This is a genomic window from Salinicola salarius, assembly GCF_003206135.1.
GTDB classification, from domain to species: Bacteria; Pseudomonadota; Gammaproteobacteria; order Pseudomonadales; family Halomonadaceae; genus Salinicola; species Salinicola salarius.
The window spans coordinates 310,159-330,172 of record NZ_PZJT01000002.1; the positions used below are offsets into that span (position 1 = coordinate 310,159).

Sequence of the window (20,014 nt, forward strand, 5' to 3'; positions counted from 1 at the left end):
GGAGCGATGATGAGCGATTTCCTGCTGCCCGATATCGGCGAGGGCATCGTCGAGTGCGAAGTGGTGAAGTGGCTGGTCAGCGAGGGCGATATCATCGCCGAGGATCAGCCCGTCGCCGAGGTGACCACCGACAAGGCGCTGGTGGAGATCCCCGCCCCCGAGGCCGGGCGCGTCACGCGGCTCTACGTTCGCGAAGGCGAAACGGCCCGGGTTCACGCGCCGCTGTTTGCCATCGAGCGCGTCAGCGAGGGTACTCAATCCGACTCGGGCGTTCGATCCGACCATGACGCCCGATCTGACCCCGGCACTCTATCCAATCACGACGCTCGGCCACCCGAGCCGATCGCCGCCACGCCCGAAGACGAAGCGCCGCAGCCGCCCGCACCGAATGCGGACAAGACAGAATCGGCGGCGTCGAAGGATTTCATTCTGCCCGATCTGGGCGAAGGGATCGTCGAGTGCGAGGTGGTGGCCTGGCGTGTCGAGGAGGGCGACGAGATCGCCGAAGACCAGCCAGTGGTCGAGGTCAGCACCGACAAGGCGGTGATGGAGATTACCGCGCCGGAAGCGGGCCGGCTGGTGCGCCGGTATTGCCAGCTCGACGAGGTCGCCAGAGTCCACGCGCCGCTGTTCGCGTACGTGCCTCGGGCCGTCGACGGCGACGCGGGGCATGATTCGGCCGATGCCGGTGCGGCAGCGGAGAGCAGGTCCGGCGCCGGCCAGCGACGCATCCCCGCGAGCCCGGCGGTACGTCGTCGGGTGCGCGAGCTTGGCGTGCGTCTCGAGGAGATTCCCGGCAGCGGCAAGGATGGCCGGGTGCTCAAGGAGGACGTGCTGGCATTTCAGCAGCAACAGGAAATGCGCCAGGAACAACACCGTGCGAAGCCGCAGGATTCACAGCCGGAAGCCGCAACGCCGGGATGTGGAACGCCAGTGCCGGACGCTGCCTCCGACGAGCGGACCGAGCCGCTGCGCGGTGTGCGTGCGGTGATGGCACGGCGAATGAGCGAAGCGGCGTCCACGATTCCGCATTTTGCTTACGGCGACGAGTTCGACGTTACCGAGCTGCTGGCGCTGCGGGACCGTCTCAAGGGCGATTTCGAGGCGCGCGGCGAACGGCTGACGCTGATGCCGCTGCTGATGAAGGCGCTGGCCCTGGCGGTGGCGGAATTTCCGCTGCTCAACTGCCGGCTCAATACGGCAGCCGACACCATTCACTATCAGACCCCGTGCCATATCGGCATGGCGGTGGACAGCGCCAGCGGCCTGCTGGTGCCCAACGTCAAGCACGTCGAGCGGCTGAGCCTGCGCGAAGTGGCGAGCGAGGTGGAACGTCTGGCCCGTGCGGCCCGCGACGGGCGGGTCGAACCTGGCGATCTCAAGGGCGGCACCATCAGCATCTCCAACATCGGCGTGCTCGGCGGCACCTACGCCATGCCGATCATCAACGCGCCGGAGGTGGCGATCGTCGCGCTCGGCCGGGTTCAGCGGTTGCCGCGCTTCGATGCCGACGGCAACGTGGTGGCGCGGTCGATCATGACCGTTACCTGGTCCGGCGATCATCGGGTGCTGGATGGCGGCACCATGGCGCGTTTCTGCAATCGCTGGAAGGGGTATCTGGAAGGTCCGGAGACGATGCTGGCAGATTTGCGCTGAGCCGGAGCGGATATTCATGACCGAGCCGACGGAGCTGCAGCAGTTCTACATTCCCGAGGAGCAGTCGGTCTATCTGCTCAGCCAGAGCCAGGCAAGACAGCTGCGGGAGTGGATCGAGCGCTGTCGGCATCAGCTCGCCCAGGTCGGCTATCGGGAGGTCGAACTGATCGGCAAGGGCGCCTACGGCTTCGTCTTCGCGGGCATCGACGGTGCCGGCGCCAGCCACGTGTTCAAGTTCACGCGCCAGAACCTGCCGCAGTCGTTTCATGAGCGCCTCGAGGAGGAGGCGTTCATGCTCGAACAGGTGAATCACCCCCGCGTTCCCAGGCTGATCGCCTATCGCACCCTGCGCCATCAGGCGATGCTGGTGATGGCGCGCGCGCCGGGCATCAACCTGGAGGAGTTCTCGCTGCGCGAGGGACGGCTGGCGCCACGCCTGTTGATCAGGATCGCGGCACAGCTGGCGGACATCCTGCGCACGCTGCGCCGCGAGTCCGCCGAGGGGCGACTCGTGGTGCACGGGGATATCAAACCCTCGAATCTGATGTTCGATGCGCGGACCGAGCAGATCGCGCTGATCGACTGGGGCTCCTCGGTCTTCGCCCAGCTCGATGCCGAAGGCCAGTTCCTGTCGCGTAACGTGATGGAGCTGATGTCCGCCGATCTCCAGCACACCAACGCTCGCATGGGCGATGTCTACTATATCGGCGACGAACAGTTGAACGGGGCGTTGTCGTCGCCACGTTTCGATGAGCAGGGCGCCGCCGCGACCCTCTATGCGCTGGCGACCGCGCAGTCCAGCCGCTTCGGCCACGGGACGATCCCGGCAACCTCGCTGGGCCTGCCGGTCGAGTTCGCCCGGATGCTGGATGCCATGCTCAGCGAAGACGCCGCGCTGCGCCGTCGGGCCGGAGACTACTTTCTCGAGCATATGCCGCGCATCGCCCGCACCATCATCCGTGAACCACAGGCGGCGCCGGAAATCCCGCTGGTGCCGGTGTGGGTGCGCTCGCTGGAGCAGGAGATCGAGACGGTGGTCTACAGCTCGCGCAAGGCGTTTCTGCGCGAGGATGTCCTGCATGACACGTCACTGCGCGGACGGGACCGCGACGACACCTTGAGCGCGATCAATGACGTCCAGTTCGATCGCTACTACAAGCATTTCATGCAGGGCATGGGCGATCTCGAAAAGGCCTTTCTGGTCGCGGTGGGGCGGCTGGGCAAATATCCGGTAGTGGGCGGCCTGGCGGTGCGCTGGAGCGAGGCGGGGGTCGAATTCGACACCACGCTGAGCCTCAACGAACCGTCGCTGCGGACGGCCTTCGTCGCGGCGGTGAACAACATGGTCACCCTGGCCCGGGCGATTCGCCGTCGTGATGGCGTGTTCAAGGCGTGCCTGTTCAACGCCCGGCGCACCCTGCATGTCGATCGCGACGACGCTTCCCGGCCGTTCGTGCCCGATCCCGGCTGCGCCATTCCCTACGAGGTCAGCCCGACGCCGGAGCTGGAGGATGCCAGCCGCGAGCACTCCTACTTCGAGGACGGCCCGGACCCCGAGGAGTTCCTGCGCCTGCCGCCGGTGATGATCGAGGCGCTGTCGCGCCTCAACGCCATCCACCACACCGGCATGATCATCTTCGAGGCGTTGCCGACCCACCTGAAGATCCATAGCTACTACCGCCTGCTTGATCCGGCCCGGGAGGAGGAGTTCCGCGACTGCCTGGAGACGCTGCTGGCGGCGGTGCCGCAGATCGACGGGCTCGGCGTGTCCGGCTACATGAAGATGCCCTACAAGAACACACGACATTTCGCGCATCGTTCACGGCCGGCCGATACCGGTGCGTGAGGTTTCCGAAGTCTCGCTCGTCTCAGTGGCTCATGCGTTATCGTTGCATTATGGGGACGATTTTTACCCTTTTGGTCGATTTCATGGGCCAAACGGGGATGAAACGGACCTGAATCGTTATAATCCGCGCCGACACGAGAACCCCCTCGCGTGACCGACGCCCGTCATGGAGCGCTGCGGGTTTCCGACAACAGCAATACTCGATGGTGAATTCATGGCCAAGCAATCCCATACCCATGCGCAGTGGTCCTCGCGAACGGCCTTCGTTCTGGCGGCGACCGGTTCTGCCGTGGGTCTCGGCAATATCTGGAAGTTCCCCTACATGGTGGGCGACAGCGGCGGCGCCGTGTTCGTGCTCGTCTACCTGGTGTGTATCGCGCTGATCGGCTTGCCGATCCTGGTGTCCGAATGGCTGCTGGGCCGGCGTGGGCAGTCCAACCCGATCAATACCATGCAGAAGCTCAGCCGCGATTCGAAGCTCTCGCCGGACTGGGTGCTGGTGGGCATTGCCGGGGTGCTGGGGTCGTTTCTGATCCTCTCGTTCTACAGCGTCGTCGGCGGCTGGTCGCTCAACTACACCTGGAGCACGCTGATCGGCGATCTGGGCCAGTCGAGCGGGGTCGATGTGGGTGACTACTTCACCACGCTGCTGGGCCAGCCGGGCACGCTGCTGTTCTGGCACACGATCTTCATGCTGCTGACGTTCGGCATCGTCGCCGGCGGCGTCAAGGGCGGCCTGGAGCGGGCGGCCAAGTGGCTGATGCCGCTGCTGATCGTGGCGCTGGTCCTGCTGATCGGCTTCGGCGCGACCACCGCCGGCTTCGGCGAGGCGGCCGCGTTCATGTTCTCGCCCGACTGGAGCAAGCTCAACGGCGGCGTCGTGCTCGCCGCGCTGGGGCATGCGTTCTTCACGCTGTCGCTGGGGATGGGGATCATGATGGCCTACGGCTCCTACCTGGGTCAGGAGGTCAACCTGATCAAGACGGCGCGCACCGTGGTGATCCTGGATACGGTGATTGCGCTGGGCGCCGGCATGGCGATCTTCCCGGTGGTGTTCGCCAACGGTCTGGACCCGAGCGCCGGCCCGGGGCTGCTGTTCGTGACGCTGCCGCTGGCCTTCATCGACATGCCTTGGGGGCTGGCGTTCGGCACGATCTTCTTCGCGCTGCTGACGGTAGCCGCGCTGACTTCGGCGATCTCGCTGCTGGAGCCGGTGACGGAGTTCCTGGAAGAGCGCACGCCGCTGTCGCGCGTCGCTTCGGCCTTCGTCGCCGCGCTGGCGACCTGGTCGCTGGGCATCGCCGCGCTGCTGGCGTTCAACGTCTGGTCCGGTTTCCAGCCGTTCGGTTTCAACGTCTTCGACCTGCTCGATGCGCTCACCAGCAAGCTGATGCTGCCGCTGACGGGGCTGGCCGCCATCGTCTTCACGGCGTGGTTCCTGGATAGCGAAGGCGTGAAGCAGGAGCTGGGCCTGGGGCCGAAGGGCCGGGTGCTGTGGCACTACGTGTCGCGCTATGTGGCGCCGATCGGGGTGGTCGTGGTGTTCTTCAACAGCCTGTGAGAAAACGCGACGGTCACATGTCATTGACATGAAACCGGCTTCCCCGCCGGATGACGGTTCCAGCGGGGCAGATAGCGGCCGCGGTCCTCTTCGAGGGCGCGGCCGCTGGTCGTTGTGGCCGACGAACGACGGGTGGCGGTGGCCGCTCGGGTTATTCGAGCTATTCGAGCTATTCGGGTAGCTCAGCGATCTCTTCCGCCAGCTGGCGCTTTTCCTGGCGCTGTTCGATGCCGCGCCGGGCCTTGAGATAGCGAATGGCGGCCTTGCGCTTGCGTTGTTCATGTTCGCTGACTTCTAGCGTCATGAAAATCTCGAGAATGTCGCTCTTGAGGGCATGAAGGTGTTCGACGCTCTTCATGATCGAATCTCCTGGCATCCTAAGATCTGTCGGTTCGCGCCCGACATGCATACTATAACCAAGATGACAAGATCGTGACGGCTAGCTTTTTTCATGCTTTCAACGCGCCGTGACGGCGTGTTCCCGCCCGCGTGACTCGGGCATACTGGGCGCCTGATTCCCGACCGAGAAGATCCGATGTCGTCATCCGAGGGCCAGCCATGAGCCGTTCGCTGTTCGATGAATTGCGTGTGCACATGGATCGCCTGCGCCGCTCCGAGCAGAAGGTGGCGCGCTTCGTGCTGCGCAATCCGGAAGAGGTGATCCTGATGCGAATCACCGACCTGGCCAGCGAGGCGCAGGTCAGCGAGCCGACGGTGGTGCGCTTCTGCCGTGCCATGGGCATGGCCGGCTTCCAGGAGTTCAAGCTCAAGCTGGCGCAGATGATGGCGCGGGGAAGCCAGTACGCCCAGTTCACCATGAACGACGGCGACAGCGTGGCCGAGTTCTCCCACGGGATTTTCGACAGCACCATCGAGACGCTCGAGCAGGTCCGCGATCAACTGGACAACGAGGCGCTGGGCAAGGCGATCGCGGCGCTGGCGGTGGCCAACCGGGTCGAGTTCTACGGCTACGGCGCTTCGGGGATCGTCGCCGCCGATGCCCAGCACAAGTTCTTCCGCCTGCAGATCCAGACGTCGGCCTACTCCGACCCGCACCTGCAGGCGATGTCCGCCGCCACCCTCAAAGCGGGCGACGTGGTGGTAGCGATCTCCCAGACCGGCCGCACCCGGGCGCTGCTCGCCAGCGCCAAGACGGCGGTCAAGGCCGGCGCGACCGTGATCGGCCTGTGTCCCAGCGATTCGCCGCTGGCCCGCGAGGTGACCCTGACGCTGCCGATCGACGTGCAGGAAGACACCGAGGTCTACATCCCCATGACCTCGCGTATTGCCCATCTGCTGACCATCGACGTGCTCGCCGTCGGCGTGGCGAAGAATCGCGGGCCGCAGATCACCGATCAGCTCAAGGCGATCAAGCGCAGCCTGGGGTCGCTGCGGGTGTCCAACAACGTGTCGTGACGGCTTCATGACCAGGGAAACGCCGACTTCGCTCGGCGTTTTTTGTGTCTCGAATACTGTATATATAGACAGTAATCGTGTTCTGAGTGACACTGGTGACAACGTTTCAACCGTCCCGGCCACCGTCATGTCGTCACTCGCTTCTCGCTGTTTCCGATGGATATCGCTGCCATTGCCCGATACGGGGGGCGGCCGATGAGCAGCCTGGAATCCCTGCTCGATAGCCGTCAGATCTGGCGCGCCCAGGCCGGTGCCGATAGCCAGGGCGGCGAGGCGATCGCCAGCGGGCATGCGGCGCTCGATGCGATCCTGCCGGGCGGTGGCTGGCCGTCGGCCGCGGTCAGCGAGCTGCTGTCGGCGGGCGCCGGCAACGGGGAGCTGGCCCTGCTGTGGCCGGTGATCTCGCGGATGACCCGGGAAGGCCGGCCGGTGGTGCTGGTCTCGCCACCGGCCGTGCCGTATCCGGCGGCGTGGCGGCAGGCGGGCGTGGCGCTAGAGCAGTGTCACTGGCTCGACGTGCAGGGCCGCGAGGCGTTGTGGGCGACGGAGCAATGCCTGCGCGCCGGCTGCTGCGCGGCCGTCGTCGCCTGGCTGCCGCAGGCCGATAGCCGCCTCATGCGGCGGTTGCAGGTGGCGGCGGCGAGCGGCAACACGCTGGCTTTCGTCCACCGGCCGCTGGCGAAGGTGTCCGAGGCGTCGCCGGCGCCGCTCCGGTTACGGCTGCACCGGCATGCCGAGCTGGAGATCCTCAAGTGCCGTGGCGGCTTTCCGCCCGCGCGGCGAATCGCCTTCGGCACCGGGGCGTGACGCCATGCGCTGGGTCTGTCTGCTGTTTCCGCGTCTGGCACTGGAGGGGGCGCTGCGTCGTCGTGCCGACCCCGGGGCGCCCTTCGCGCTGGTCGATGGCCCGGCGCAGCGCCAATGCATTCGCGCCGCCAATCGCGCCGCCCGCGAGCAGGGCGTCAAACCCGGTCAGGCGAGAGGCTTCGCCGAAGCGCTGTTTAACGCGCCGCTTTTTAAGGCGCCCGGAGCCGCGCCGCTTTCCAAGGCGCCCAACTCCGCGCCAGAAAACGGTTCTGAACCTGCCTCGGGCGAGCGGCTCGAGACGGCGCCGTTCGATGCCGAATCCGTCGAGCGCTGGCGGCGGCGTCTGGCGAGCTGGGCCTATGGCTTCAGCGCTCAGGTCAGCCTGCACTATCCGCACGCGCTGGTGTTCGAGGTCGCCAGCAGCCTCGATCTGCTGGGCCCCTGGCCGCGGCTGGAGGCGCGGCTGCGGTCGGAGCTCGCCGAACTCGGCTTTTCGCATCGGCTGGTGATCGCCCCCAATCCGGCGGCGGCGCGGGTGCTGGTCAATGTCCACGACGGGCTGGCGGTGGACGACGCCGGGCTGGAGCCGGCGCTGGCCGCGCTGCGCCTCGACCGTGCCGGGCTGGCGAACATCGATGCCGGCCATGACATCGTGCAGACCCTCAAGCGCAGCGGTTTCCAGCGCCTGGACGAGCTGTTCGCCCTGCCGCGCAGCGCCCTGGCCCGACGTTTCGGTGGCGGTTTGCTGCGTCATCTGAGCGAGCTGCGCGGGGAGTGGCCGCTGGCGCTGGATTACCATCGCCCCACGCCGCGTTTTTCACGTACCTTCGAATTCGACCAGCCGGTGCATGCCATCGCCGGCCTGGCCTTTCCGCTCAAGCGCCTGTTGCAGGAGCTGGCCGCGTTTCTGATGGGCCAGGACGCGGGCGTCGAGCGGTTCCGCCTGACGTTCGAACTGGAGGACGGTCCGGCGCAGGCCGTCGAGATCGGCCTGCTGGCGGTACAGCGCGACCCCGATACCCTGCTCGAGCTGACCCGTGCGCATCTGGAGCGCGTGCGCCTCGCCGGCCCGGTGATGAGCTTGACGCTCTCCGCGCCGCGCCTGTCGGCCTACGCGCCGGTCCGGCGGGAGCTGCTGGAAGGGCCGGCCCGCCAGGCCCAGGCCTGGGCGACGCTGCATCAGCGGCTGGTCGCGCGGCTGGGCGAGCCGGTACTCAAGCCGCTGATCGAGTACCGCGAGCATCGCCCGGAAATGGCGGTGATCGACGGCGCCGGCCCACGGGCGCGTGACGCCAGCGCCGGCCCGACGCGCCCCGGCTGGCTGACCCCCACGCCCCAGCGCTGCGATGGCGACGTGGTGCAGCTGCTGGCGGGGCCGGAGCGGATCGAAAGCGGCTGGTGGGACGGCGGCGACATCCGGCGCGACTACTATCTGGCCCAGTGGGTCGACGGCCGCCACGCCTGGGTCTGGTGCGAGCCGGGTCGGCAGGGCTGGTATCTGCACGGATGGTTCGGATGAACGATGGCTTTTCATCGCGGCCCGACGCTGCCGCTTCGGACGCACGACAAAGCTTGGGCGCGGCACCGGGTGCGGCACTGGGCACCGATAAAAAGGGCGGCTGTAGAATCGGCGCGGGTTCGGGCGCCTTTGGAAAACCCTACGCCGAGCTGCACTGCCTCTCCGCGTTCAGCTTCCAGCGCGGTGCGTCGACCGCGGACGAGCTTTTCGAGCGCGCCGCACGGCTCGGCTACCGTGCCCTGGCGATCACCGACGAGGCCACGCTGGCCGGCATCGTGCGTGGCTGGCAGGCGGCGCGGGAGCATGGCGTCGACCTGATCGTCGGTGCCGAATTTCGTACCGAATGCGGCATCAAGCTGGTGCTGCTGGTGGAGAACCGGCGTGGCTACGAGGCGCTCTGCGGATTGATCACCCGCGTTCGCGGGCGCGCGCCCAAGGGCGAATACCGGCTGCTCGCCTCGGATCTCGACGAACTCGATGGCGGTGACGGTCTGTTTGCGCTGTGGATTCCCGAGGCAGTGCCGGATCGTAAGATGGGTGATCGTGGGGTAGGTGATAATGAGGTGGGCGAGCGGCTGGCACGCGCCTTCCCCGATCGGCTGTGGCTGGCGGTAGAGCTTCACTATGGTTTCGAGAACGGTTGCGACAACGCCGCGCGTCTGACCCGACTGCAGGCGCTGGCCGACGCGCTGGGCATTCCGGCACTGGCGGCGGGAGACGTTCACATGCATGCCCGGGGTCGGCGGGCGCTGCAGGATTGTCTCACCGCGATTCGTCATCACCAGAGCGTGTTCGAGGCGGGAGACGCGCTGTTCCCCAACGGCGAGCGCCATCTACGCAGCCGCGATGCGCTGTCCGCGCTCTATCCCGCTGCGCTGATGGCCGAGAGCGTGGCGCTGGCGGCGCGCTGCGACTTCGATCTTGGCGAGCTTGAGTACACCTATCCCCACGAGGTGGTGCCGGACGGCAAGACGCCGGCCGAGTGGCTGCGCGAGCTGACCGCCAGCGGGTGCCAACGACGCTGGCCGGCGGGCGTGCCCGAGAAGACGGCCGCACAGATCGACTACGAGCTCGCGCTGATCGAGGAGCTTGGCTACGAGCACTATTTCCTCACCGTGCATGACATCGTCGACTTCGCGCGGCAGCAGCACATTCTGTGCCAGGGGCGCGGCTCGGCGGCCAACTCGGCGGTCTGCTACGCGCTGGGAATCACCGAGATCGATCCGTCGCGCACGGCGTTGCTGTTCGAGCGCTTCATTTCCCGCGAGCGCGACGAGCCGCCGGATATCGATGTCGATTTCGAGCACGAACGCCGCGAGGAGGTGATCCAGTATGTCTTCCGCCGCTACGGCCGCCATCGCGCGGCGCTGACCGCCGTGGTCAGCCACTATCACGCTGCCGGGGCGATCCGCGATATCGGCCGGGCACTGGGCTTCGCGCCGGAGCGTATCGACCGGCTCGCCCGCTGCGCCGGGCGCTGGACCGATCATATTCCCGACGAAGCACGGCTGCGCGAACAGGGTTTCGAGCCGGAGGAGCCGATGCTCCAGCGTCTGCTTGTGCTGGCCGGTACGCTGGTTGGCTTTCCGCGCCATCTCTCCCAGCATCCCGGGGGCTTCGTGATTTCGGATGCGCCGTTGCAGACGCTGGTGCCGGTGGAAAACGCCGCCATGCCGGAGCGCACGGTGATCCAGTGGGACAAGGACGATCTCGATCTGGTCGGGCTGCTCAAGGTCGACGTGCTGTCGCTGGGCATGCTGACGGTGCTGCGGCGCAGTCTGGATCTGCTGCGTCTCCATCGCGGTATCGACTACGCGCTGGCGACGATCCCCAAGGAGTGCGCCGAGACCTACGCGATGATCCAGCGCGCCGACACTCTCGGCGTGTTCCAGATCGAGTCCCGCGCCCAGATGGCGATGCTGCCCCGGCTCAAGCCGGCCAAGTTCTACGACCTGGTGATCGAAGTGGCGATCGTGCGCCCCGGGCCGATCCAGGGCGACATGGTGCATCCCTATCTCAAGCGGCGTAACGGCGAGGAGCCGATCACCTATCCATCGAAGGCCGTCGAAGACGTCTTCAAGCGCACTCTGGGCGTGCCGCTGTTCCAGGAACAGGTGATGGCGCTGGCGGTGGAAGCGGCGGGTTACAGCCCCGGCGAGGCGGACCAGTTGCGGCGTTCGATGGCGGCGTGGAAGCGCCACGGTGGTCTCGAGCCGCATCGCAAACGCATCATCGAGGGCATGCTCGAACGCGGCTACGCGCTGGAGTTCGCCGAACGCATCTTCGAGCAGATCAAGGGCTTCGGCAGCTACGGCTTTCCCGAATCTCACGCCGCCAGCTTTGCCCTGCTGACCTACGCCAGCTGCTGGCTCAAGTGCCACGAACAGGCGATCTTCGCCTGCGCCCTGATCAACAGCTGGCCGATGGGCTTCTATTCGCCGGATCAGGTCCTGCAGGATGCCCGCCGTCACGGCGTCGAGGTGCGCCCGGTCGACATCCGCCAGAGCCAGTGGGAGAGCACGCTGGAGGTTGCCTCTACCAGTACCGGCGCCCTGGCGATCCGGCTCGGGCTGCACATGATCAAGGGGCTCGCCGAGAGCGACGGCGAACGGCTGCTGGCGGCGCGCGACACGCCGGGTTGCGATAGCGTCGAACGCTTGGCGGCACGATCCGGGGTCAAGCGGGCGGTGCTGTCACGGCTCGCCGATGCTGGTGCGCTGGAGGGGCTGGCAGGAGATCGCCATCGGGCGCGCTGGGCCACGGCCGGTGTCGAGGCGTCGCTGCCGCTGTTTGCCCAAAATGGTATCGAGTTCGATAGCGAAGAGGAGTCGCTCGCGCTGCCGGCTGTCGAGATCGGCGAAGCGATCAAGGCGGATTACGCCACGCTCGGCACCACGCTGGGGCCGCATCCGATGTCGCTGCTGCGCCAGCGCTGCCGGTCGGATGGCATTCGCGGTCTGGGCGGCGTGGTGGATTCCAGGCGCCTCGCCGAGCTGCCGGGGGATGTCGGCGTGGCGATCGCCGGACTGGTGGTCGGACGCCAGCGTCCCGGCTCCGCCAAGGGGGTGACTTTTCTGACCCTCGAGGACGAATTCGGCATGGTCAATGTCGTGGTCTGGCCGCATCTCGCCGTACGCTATCGCCGGGTCCTGCTCGAGTCTCGGCTGCTGCGGGTAGTGGGCAAGCTGGAAAGCCAGGCGGGCGTGCGCCACGTGATTGCCAGAGGGCTGATCGATCTCACCGGCCTGCTGGAGGGGCTGAGCACGCGCAGTCGGGATTTTCATTAGTCCGGCTCCCGTCGCACGCGCTGTGGGGCGGTGCGGACGACTAGGAGCGCGATAGCGCGGGCTGGCAAAACGGCGTGCTCCTGTGATTAGGTAAGGAACCATTGTGCTGCGCTGCCGGTCTTTATTGTGGCGTATTTCGCAGCAACGATTTTTCCTTCAAACAACTCAAGAGGCGGCTGATTTATGGAGAGCATTGGCGTAGGGCCCTGGATTGCCATCGCGGTGGCCGTGGGGGCCATCGGGGTACTGGTCGGCTACTGGCTGGGAACCAGGATGGGCGGCCACAACACCGAACCGATGCGCGAGCTCAATCGCGAGCACAATGCCTACAAGGAAGACGTTCGCGAGCACTTCGAGCAGGTTTCCGCGACCATGACGCGGATGGTCGAGGACTATCGCGAGATGTATCACCATGTCGCGAAGGGAGCCGAGAAGCTCGCCGACATGCACCACGAAACGGTGATCGAGCCGCCGCCCAAGCCGGAAGCGATCACCCAGGATCTGCACGAGCCGGACACGGCCTCCCGTTCGGCCGCTACCGAGGTCCAGACCACCAAGACCCGGGCCACCGAGACGGAAGCGACCGAGCCCCAGACAGCGCACAAGGCGCCGGCCACCGGCAAGCCTGACAGCGCCGCCATGAGCGCCACGAAGACGCGCGAGACGAAGACCGATGCTCCGGCTTCTGCCGGCACGTCCGGGTCGTCGACCGGGCGTCCGCAGGATGCGGCGATTCACGCCGCCGCCGAAGATGCCGCCAGCAAGCGCGGAGGCGCCCCGAGCAGGGCATCAGGCAGCGCCTGACGCCAGGCGGGGCTGGCCGGCTGTGTTAAGCTGGCGCGCTCTTCCCCTTTCCAGCAGCAAGGCCCCGCACGGTTTCCAATGGATGATGTCTCGGCACTAATCGACTCCCTCAACGCCAATCAGCGCGAGGCCGTCGCCGCGCCGCCCGGCAATATGCTGGTGCTGGCCGGTGCCGGTTCGGGCAAGACCCGAGTGCTGGTGCATCGCATCGCGTGGCTGATGCAGGTCGAAGGCGTTTCCCCCTATGCCATTCTGGCGGTGACCTTTACCAACAAGGCCGCCCGCGAGATGCGCACACGTCTCGAGGCGCTGCAGGGGGCGTCGCTGCGCAACATGTGGGTCGGCACCTTCCACTCCATAGCGCATCGCCTGCTGCGCACCCACTGGCACGACGCGCGTCTGCCCCAGCATTTCCAGATCATCGACAGCGACGACCAGTTGCGGCTGGTCAAGCGTCTGCTGCGGGACCACAACGTCGACGATGAGCGCTATCCGCCCAAGCAGGTGCAGTATTTCATCGGCGGCTGCAAGGAGGAGGGACTGCGCCCGCAGCAGGTGGCGACCCACGGCGACGCCTACATGGCCAGGATGGTCGAGCTCTACGAGCTCTATCAGCTGACCTGCGAACGCGGCGGGCTGGTCGACTTCGGCGAGCTGCTGCTGCGCAGCCTGGAGCTTTTGCGGGATACGCCGGCGCTGCTCAAGCATTACCGCGAGCGCTTCGGCCATATCCTGGTCGACGAATTCCAGGACACCAACACCCTGCAGTACGCCTGGCTGAAATTGCTGGCCGGCGCTGATGGCAATGGGAAGGGCGATGACGACAGTGCGGCCATGATCGTGGTCGGCGACGACGATCAGTCGATCTACGGCTGGCGCGGGGCCAAGGTCGAGAACATCCGCCGCTTCGAGACCGAATTCACCAACACCCGGACCGTGCGCCTGGAGCAGAACTATCGCTCCACCAGCGCCATTCTGGATGCCGCCAACGCGCTGATCAGCCACAACAGCGGGCGCATGGGCAAGGAGCTGTGGACCGACGGCGATGCTGGCGACAAGATCTCCGTCTATGCCGGCTTCAACGATCTCGACGAGGCGCGCTTCATCGTCGATACCATCGGCGAACAGTCTCGCAACGGCGTCGCCCGGCGCGAGATGGCGATCCTCTACCGCTCCAACGCCCAGTCCCGGGTGATCGAGGAGGCGCTGATCCGCAGCGGCGTGCCGTATCGCATCTACGGCGGTCAGCGCTTCTACGAACGCCTGGAGATCAAGAACGCGCTGGCCTACCTGCGCCTGCTGCTCAATCGCGAGGATGACGCGTCGCTGGAACGGGTGATCAACGTGCCGGCCCGCGGGATCGGCACGCGCACGGTGGAGATCCTGCGTGGCCGCGCCCGTGATACCAATGTCTCGCTGTGGCAGTCGCTGCACGACAGCCTGAGCGACGGCACGCTCAAGGGCCGCGCGGGCAATGCGGTCAATGCCTTCGCCGAGCTGATCGAACGTCTCGACAACGATACCGCCGGCATGGCGCTCTACGAGATCATCGAGCACGTGATCCAGATCTCCGGCCTGATCGAGCACCACCGCAGCGAGAAGGGCGAGAAAGGTCAGGCGCGGGTCGAGAACCTGGAAGAACTGATCAACGCGGCGCGGGCATTCTCGCAGAATGCGCAGGCCAACCCGATCGATCTGCAGGAGGTCGGCGAAGGCGCCGCGGCGCTGGAACCGTTCCTGGCGGAGGCAGCGCTCAACGCGGGCGATCACGAGGCCGACGAATTCGAGGACTGCGTGCAGATGATGACGTTGCACTCGGCCAAGGGGCTGGAATTTCCGGTGGTGTTCGTGGCCGGCATCGAAGAGGGCCTGTTCCCGCACAAGATGTCGCTGGAAGAGCCGGGACGCCTCGAGGAGGAGCGCCGGCTCTGCTATGTCGGCATGACCCGCGCCATGCGCAAGCTCTATCTCACCTATGCCGAGATCCGCCGCCTGCACGGCCGCGAGACCATGGCGCGGCCGTCGCGGTTTTTACGGGAAGTCCCCGAGGAACTGCTCGAGGAAGTGCGCCTGCGCGGGCAGGTATCGCGCCCGGTGACGTCCCGGCCCAACGTGGGCTCGTTGCGCCAGCAGGGTGTCGAGGCCAGCGGCGATCTCCCTTCGCTGTCGCTCGGCCAGCGCGTCAGCCATCCGCTGTTCGGCGAGGGCGTGATCCTCGATGCCGAAGGGGAAGGCGCCCGTGCTAGAGTGCATGTCAGCTTCGAGGGCGAGGGCGACAAGTGGCTGGTGCTGGGCTTCGCCAAGCTGACCCCGTTGTAACGGCAGTCGGCAGCGTCATCTGTTTGCAATACTCTTGTGCCAGAATGGCGAGATAAGTCGTAAAACGTTCACCGCGTTGCTGTTTCTCGTCGCGCCCCGGTTTCTCGTTGCGCCTCATTTGGAGTCACACATGGATATCACCAGCGATACCCACAGTCAGCACATCTCGCAGCAGTACAACCAGGACCTGGAAACCATCAAGACCCAGCTGATGGCGATGGGAGGACTGGTCGAGAAGCAGCTCCAGGAAGCCCTGACGGCGCTGCTGGAGGGCGATAGCCAGTTGGCGATTCGCGTGCGCGACAACGACGCCAGCGTCAACGGGATGCAGCTCAAGATCGACGAGGAGTGCGTGCGGATCCTGGCCCGGCGTCAGCCGGCCGCTTCCGACCTGCGCCTGGTCATCGCGGTCATCCGGGCCACCAACGATCTCGAGCGGATGGGCGACGAAGCCAACAAGATCGCGCGCAATGCGCTCGATCTGATCGAAGCCGGTCGGATTCCCCAGGGTAGCGTCGAGATTCGCCACATCAGCGAACATGTCGGCAACATGCTGCGCGATTCGTTGACTGCCTTCGCCCGCTTCGACACCGAGCTGGCGCTGAAAGTGGTAGCGGAAGATGCCTCGGTGGACAGCGAATACACCACTGCCATGCGTTCGCTGGCGACCCTGATGATGGAAGATTCGCGCTCCATCGGCGGCGTGCTGAACGTGATGACGGTGCTGCGCGCGCTGGAGCGGATCGGCGATCACGCCGACAACCTGGCCGAGCACGTCATCTATCTGGTCAAGGGCCGCGACATCCGCCACACATCGGTCAGCGATCTCGATCACGAGCTCCTGGGCAAGGGCCGCTAACGCTGAATCCCTCGGGCGTCGACTCGCTCGGGGCTAGCGCTCCGCCGTTCGGACTGTGTTAGCGTGTCGACCTCGCAACGGTTTGTCTGTTCGGCGGATTTGGCATGATCTACTCCCTGCAAGTGATTTTCAGTGGCACGCGCCTGGTGTTCGAGCCCGGCCTGCGTCGTTTCGTGATTGGCCCCGTGCTGGTCAATCTGCTGCTCTACGGCGGCACGATCTTCTATCTCTTCGAGAACTTCGGCGGCTGGCTCGACTACGGCATGCGCCAGATACCCGGCTGGCTGACCTGGCTGGAATGGTTGATCTGGCCGCTGCTGGTCATTGCTCTGGCGCTGATCGTCTTTTTCACCTTCACCCTGGTTTCCAACCTGATCGCGGCACCGTTCTACGGCTTTCTGGCCGAGAAGGTGGAGACTCGCGTCACCGGCCGGCCGCCGAGCGACGAGCGCGGGCTGATGAAGGCCGGCGTCGATGCGCTGGGGCGGGAACTGATCAAGCTGGGCTATATCCTGCCGCGCATGGCGGTTCTGTTCCTGATGGGATTCGTGCCCGGCCTCAACCTGATCACGCCCTTCCTGTGGGCGGCGTTCTCCGCCTGGATGATGGCCGTCCAGTATCTCGACTACCCGATGGACAACAATCAGGTCGGGTTTACCGATATGCGTCGTCGCCTGCGCGCCCGCTGGTGGCCGACGCTGACCTACGGCGCCTGCATGTCCATGGCCACCTGGGTGCCGGTGCTCAACCTGATCCTGCTGCCCGGTGGCGTTGCCGGTGGTGTCATGCTGTGGGACCGCTATTACCGCTCCATGGTGCCGGCAGTGAGCCGCTGAACGCGGGGGCGCGAGCGCGGGCGGCTGCCCGGCCGGCGAGAAAAACGCCGGCCGGGGTTGAAAGCGGCACCGTTGCACGCCATGTATAAGGATACGGCACGAGGGTTTGTCGAAGTTCTGGAGCCAAGCGCATCGGCGCTTCTACAAATCCTAGTGAAATCAAAGCGATAGTTCCCCCGAGCAGCGCCGTATCGAGGTCGGGTTCGCTTGACACTGCCACGCGTTGCTCACTATTTTGATTCACCCGAGAGGCGCCCGCGTCGGGCAATGCCTCCTCACGAAAGGGAGTTTTGATCATGGCTCATAGCTTACCGTCGCTACCCTATGCGTATGACGCGCTGGAACCCAAGATCGACGCGATGACGATGGAGATTCATCACACTCGTCACCATCAGACTTACGTCAACAACCTCAACGCCGCGCTGGAAGGCACGGGGCTCGAAGACGTGCCGGTCGACAAGCTGATGGCCGATATCGAGAAGGTTCCGCAGGACAAGCGCCAGGCAGTCATCAACAACGGTGGCGGTCACGCCAACCACTCGCTGTTCTGGACTGTGATGTCCAAGGACGGCGGTGACGAGCCGACCGGCAAGGTCGGTGAAGCGATCAGCAGCGAACTCGGCGGCTACGACGCCTTCAAGGAAGAGTTCAAGAAAGCTGCAGCCGGTCGATTCGGTAGTGGCTGGGCTTGGCTGGTCGTGACTCCGGAGAAGAAGCTCAAGGTCATCAACACCCTGAACCAGGACAGCCCGCTGATGGAAGGCCTGACGCCGATTCTCGGCCTGGATGTCTGGGAGCACGCTTACTACCTGAAGTATCAGAACAAGCGTCCGGATTATATTGCCGCGTTCTTCGACGTCATCAACTGGGACGAAGTCAATCGTCGCTATGCCGAAGCCACCGCCTGATCCTTGGCGCTGACTGTCTAGTACTAACTGTCCAGTACTGACTGTCTCGGCATAAGCCAGTTCGAGATGCCCCCGCTTCGGTTTCATCCCCGGAGCGGGGGCATCTTGCATGGATTCCCACCGCCAGACCTTTTCTGATAGGCTGACGGTATCGGCTCCCGCCGATTCCAAGCTCCGCACGCCACCGCCCCACTGCTGCAAGACGATCCCACATCATGACTGCACTTCGCTGCGACGCCACATTGACGCTCACCGATGTAAATAATTTTCAATTGCGCCTGAGAGCGTTTCTGGACGAGTACGATGTGCCCTATCGAGCCGACGATATCCTAACGGTGATCGAGCTGCCCGGGGGCGAGGCGCATTTCGCCGCGATCCGCGTGGGGTTGCACATGGAAGCCCGAGCCGAGGCGCGGGACGGTCTGGAGACGCTGCGGGGCATCATCGAGCACTACGTGTCGCTCTTCGCGGGCGAGAACGCGCTGCCGTTGCACTGGCACGGCGATGTCGTCGCGGCCCCGACCTTCGCCAATTTCCGCGAGATGCGGGTGACGCGGATCGAGGATCTGAGCCCCAGTATCCGGCGGCTGACGCTGAGTGGCGAGAACCTGGCGCGCTTCGATCATCCGGAAGAGTGGCACGTGCGCCTGCACTTTCCGCCGGCTGGGATCGAGCGGCCGCAGTGGCCGCGACCTACCGCGGAAGGCGGGACCCAGTGGCCGCCGGAAGAGGAACGCGCCGAGATTCGCTACTACACCATTCGTCGCCTGGATGTCGCTCGCGGCGAGGTCGAGATCGATTTTCTGCTGCACGAGGCGCCGGGGCCGGGAGGCGATTTTGCGCGGCGTGCCAGGCCGGGGGATCTCTGCGGCATGGCCGGGCCTTACGGACGCGGCGTCGCCGAGGCCTCCCACTATCTGCTGGCCGGCGACGAAACCGCCATTCCGGCGATTTCTCGCCTGATGGAGACGCTACCGGGGCACGCCCGTGTCGAGGCCTGGCTGGAGGTCGAATCGCCAGTCGATGCTCTCGAGCTGCCGGTGCCCGATCACTGCGACGTGCAGTGGCGCTATCGCTGTCGCGGCCACGGCCCCAGCGAGCAGCTCGCCGCGGCAGTCGCCGAGGCCATCCCCGCGACCCGCGACGACCTGTTCGTCTGGTTCGCCGGCGAGGCGGATGTCAGCCAGCGCCTGCGCAAGCGGCTCAAGCAGGAGTTCGGGCTGCAGAAGGGGCAGCATTTGGTCACCGGCTACTGGAAACGGGAAAGCGCCTAGCTTTTCGAAATTAACGACCACGTTCCAGAACCAGCAGCGGGTCGATCCGCGTATCGAACCAGTTCATGCCCCAGTGCAGATGCGGCCCGGTGGCGCGGCCGGTCGCGCCTACCGCGCCGATCACTTCTCCCTGTTCGACGCTGTCGCCGACTTCCACATCGATCCGCGAGAGATGCAGGAAGTTGGAGCTGATGCCGTAGCCGTGGTCGAGCAGTACGGTGCCGCCGGTCAGGTAGAGATCGTCGGCGAAGGTGATCACGCCGCTGGCCGGCGCCTTGACCGACGTGCCCTCGGCGGCGGCGATGTCCATTCCCGAGTGGGCCGATCCCGGCGTGCCGTTGTAGACGCGCTGGTTGCCGAAGCGCCCGCTGATGCGCCCCTCGACCGGCCAGACGAAGGTCTGGGCGAAACCCACCCGGTCGTCGTTGCGGGTGCGCTGGGCGCTGACGGCGGCCTGCTCGCGCTGGATGCGCCGGGCGATCTCCGGGGGCGGCGAGACGGTCTTGGGCGGCACGCCATCGATGCGCTCGATCGGCCAGTCCCGGGGCGTGATCGCCACCGATACCTGATGTTCCCGACCATCCGGGGTCACGATATCGACGCGCTCGGCACCGCTGGCATCGCGCCCCACGCCGAACACCACGGTGCCGTAGCCGGTGACGCGAAGCTCCCGTCCTGCCGTCGTCACCTGGCTGCCCGGCGGCACGCGACCGATGACCATCGACCCCTGCTGGACGCTGTCCGGAAAGGTGATCGGGATGGTATCGATACGAGCGGTGTCGGCGCGGACGCTGGCGGTAACGCATGACAGCAGCAGGGCAAAGACGGTGGCGCCGAGCAGTCGGCGCCATGAGGAAAGGGAGAGAATGATCGGCACCTGGTCGAACTCCGTATCGCTGGATGCCGCCACCATAACCCGATG

General features: G+C 65.8%; 15 protein-coding genes. 13 read left to right on the forward strand and 2 right to left on the reverse strand.

Features of this window, described 5'->3' with window-relative positions; all coding sequences use genetic code 11:
* The first annotated feature begins 9 nt into the window (after nt 1-9).
* The 3 genes from DOM32_RS02520 (at nt 10) to DOM32_RS02530 (ending at nt 5,063) form a co-directional block, all read left to right on the forward strand.
* On the forward strand, nt 10-1,656 hold the full coding sequence (locus DOM32_RS02520) for a dihydrolipoyllysine-residue acetyltransferase (RefSeq protein ID WP_110630844.1): 1,647 nt from the start codon (nt 10-12) through the stop codon (nt 1,654-1,656).
* Nucleotides 1,657-1,672: 16 nt separating this feature from the next.
* Nucleotides 1,673-3,502, forward strand: a complete 1,830-nt coding sequence (locus tag DOM32_RS02525; protein WP_110630846.1) for a protein kinase domain-containing protein — start codon at nt 1,673-1,675, stop codon at nt 3,500-3,502.
* A gap of 214 nt (nt 3,503-3,716) precedes the next feature.
* On the forward strand, nt 3,717-5,063 hold the full coding sequence (locus tag DOM32_RS02530; protein WP_110630848.1) for a sodium-dependent transporter: 1,347 nt from the start codon (nt 3,717-3,719) through the stop codon (nt 5,061-5,063).
* 169 nt (nt 5,064-5,232) lie between these two features.
* Here the strand turns inward: DOM32_RS02530 and DOM32_RS02535 are convergent, their stop codons facing one another.
* Nucleotides 5,233-5,421: a PA3496 family putative envelope integrity protein gene (locus DOM32_RS02535; protein WP_071230490.1), complete on the reverse strand. Its 189-nt coding sequence runs from the start codon at nt 5,419-5,421 to the stop codon at nt 5,233-5,235.
* A gap of 200 nt (nt 5,422-5,621) precedes the next feature.
* On the opposite strand from DOM32_RS02535, the gene hexR reads away from it, so the two are divergent.
* The 10 genes from hexR to DOM32_RS02585 all read left to right on the forward strand — a co-directional run bounded on the left by hexR (nt 5,622) and on the right by DOM32_RS02585 (nt 19,092).
* Nucleotides 5,622-6,479, forward strand: coding sequence for a transcriptional regulator HexR (gene hexR, locus DOM32_RS02540; protein ID WP_071230489.1), 858 nt, complete (start codon nt 5,622-5,624; stop codon nt 6,477-6,479).
* A 195-nt stretch (nt 6,480-6,674) separates the two neighbouring features.
* Nucleotides 6,675-7,286 carry a translesion DNA synthesis-associated protein ImuA gene (gene imuA, locus DOM32_RS02545; protein ID WP_110630850.1) on the forward strand — a complete coding sequence of 204 codons (612 nt, stop codon included), beginning with the start codon at nt 6,675-6,677 and terminating at the stop codon, nt 7,284-7,286.
* Nucleotides 7,237-8,805, forward strand: a complete 1,569-nt coding sequence (locus DOM32_RS02550; RefSeq protein WP_208625285.1) for a Y-family DNA polymerase — start codon at nt 7,237-7,239, stop codon at nt 8,803-8,805. Before imuA ends, DOM32_RS02550 begins: the two co-directional genes overlap by 50 nt.
* A 53-nt stretch (nt 8,806-8,858) precedes the next feature.
* Nucleotides 8,859-12,092, forward strand: a complete 3,234-nt coding sequence (locus tag DOM32_RS02555) for an error-prone DNA polymerase (protein WP_277354938.1) — start codon at nt 8,859-8,861, stop codon at nt 12,090-12,092.
* Between the two features lie 183 nt (nt 12,093-12,275).
* Nucleotides 12,276-12,896, forward strand: coding sequence for a ZapG family protein (locus DOM32_RS02560; protein WP_071230486.1), 621 nt, complete (start codon nt 12,276-12,278; stop codon nt 12,894-12,896).
* 78 nt (nt 12,897-12,974) lie between these two features.
* Complete coding sequence (uvrD, locus tag DOM32_RS02565; protein WP_071230485.1) at nt 12,975-15,215, forward strand: DNA helicase II; 2,241 nt, start codon at nt 12,975-12,977, stop codon at nt 15,213-15,215.
* 130 nt (nt 15,216-15,345) lie between these two features.
* Nucleotides 15,346-16,074: a phosphate signaling complex protein PhoU gene (gene phoU, locus DOM32_RS02570; protein ID WP_071230484.1), complete on the forward strand. Its 729-nt coding sequence runs from the start codon at nt 15,346-15,348 to the stop codon at nt 16,072-16,074.
* Between the two features lie 104 nt (nt 16,075-16,178).
* Complete coding sequence (gene cysZ / locus DOM32_RS02575; RefSeq protein ID WP_110630853.1) at nt 16,179-16,910, forward strand: sulfate transporter CysZ; 732 nt, start codon at nt 16,179-16,181, stop codon at nt 16,908-16,910.
* A gap of 296 nt (nt 16,911-17,206) precedes the next feature.
* Nucleotides 17,207-17,818: a superoxide dismutase gene (locus DOM32_RS02580; protein ID WP_110630855.1), complete on the forward strand. Its 612-nt coding sequence runs from the start codon at nt 17,207-17,209 to the stop codon at nt 17,816-17,818.
* 215 nt (nt 17,819-18,033) lie between these two features.
* A complete protein-coding gene (locus DOM32_RS02585) occupies nt 18,034-19,092 on the forward strand; it encodes a siderophore-interacting protein (protein ID WP_110630857.1) in 1,059 nt (352 codons plus the stop codon).
* A 10-nt stretch (nt 19,093-19,102) separates the two neighbouring features.
* On the opposite strand, the gene DOM32_RS02590 is transcribed toward DOM32_RS02585, so the two are convergent.
* Nucleotides 19,103-19,969 carry a M23 family metallopeptidase gene (locus tag DOM32_RS02590; protein WP_244179770.1) on the reverse strand — a complete coding sequence of 289 codons (867 nt, stop codon included), beginning with the start codon at nt 19,967-19,969 and terminating at the stop codon, nt 19,103-19,105.
* Nucleotides 19,970-20,014 lie beyond the last annotated feature (45 nt).

Excerpts from the sequence above, each read along its gene's own strand:
- DOM32_RS02525 (WP_110630846.1), top strand. The coding sequence starts at position 1,673 with ATGACCGAGCCGACGGAGCTGCAGCAGTTCTACATTCCCGAGGAGCAG.
- DOM32_RS02585 (WP_110630857.1), top strand. The coding sequence starts at position 18,034 with ATGACTGCACTTCGCTGCGACGCCACATTGACGCTCACCGATGTAAAT.
- DOM32_RS02580 (WP_110630855.1), top strand. The coding sequence starts at position 17,207 with ATGGCTCATAGCTTACCGTCGCTACCCTATGCGTATGACGCGCTGGAA.
- DOM32_RS02520 (WP_110630844.1), top strand. The coding sequence starts at position 10 with ATGAGCGATTTCCTGCTGCCCGATATCGGCGAGGGCATCGTCGAGTGC.
- phoU (WP_071230484.1), top strand. The coding sequence starts at position 15,346 with ATGGATATCACCAGCGATACCCACAGTCAGCACATCTCGCAGCAGTAC.
- imuA (WP_110630850.1), top strand. The coding sequence starts at position 6,675 with ATGAGCAGCCTGGAATCCCTGCTCGATAGCCGTCAGATCTGGCGCGCC.
- DOM32_RS02535 (WP_071230490.1), bottom strand. The coding sequence starts at position 5,421 with ATGAAGAGCGTCGAACACCTTCATGCCCTCAAGAGCGACATTCTCGAG.
- DOM32_RS02530 (WP_110630848.1), top strand. The coding sequence starts at position 3,717 with ATGGCCAAGCAATCCCATACCCATGCGCAGTGGTCCTCGCGAACGGCC.
- cysZ (WP_110630853.1), top strand. The coding sequence starts at position 16,179 with ATGATCTACTCCCTGCAAGTGATTTTCAGTGGCACGCGCCTGGTGTTC.
- DOM32_RS02560 (WP_071230486.1), top strand. The coding sequence starts at position 12,276 with ATGGAGAGCATTGGCGTAGGGCCCTGGATTGCCATCGCGGTGGCCGTG.
- hexR (WP_071230489.1), top strand. The coding sequence starts at position 5,622 with ATGAGCCGTTCGCTGTTCGATGAATTGCGTGTGCACATGGATCGCCTG.
- uvrD (WP_071230485.1), top strand. The coding sequence starts at position 12,975 with ATGGATGATGTCTCGGCACTAATCGACTCCCTCAACGCCAATCAGCGC.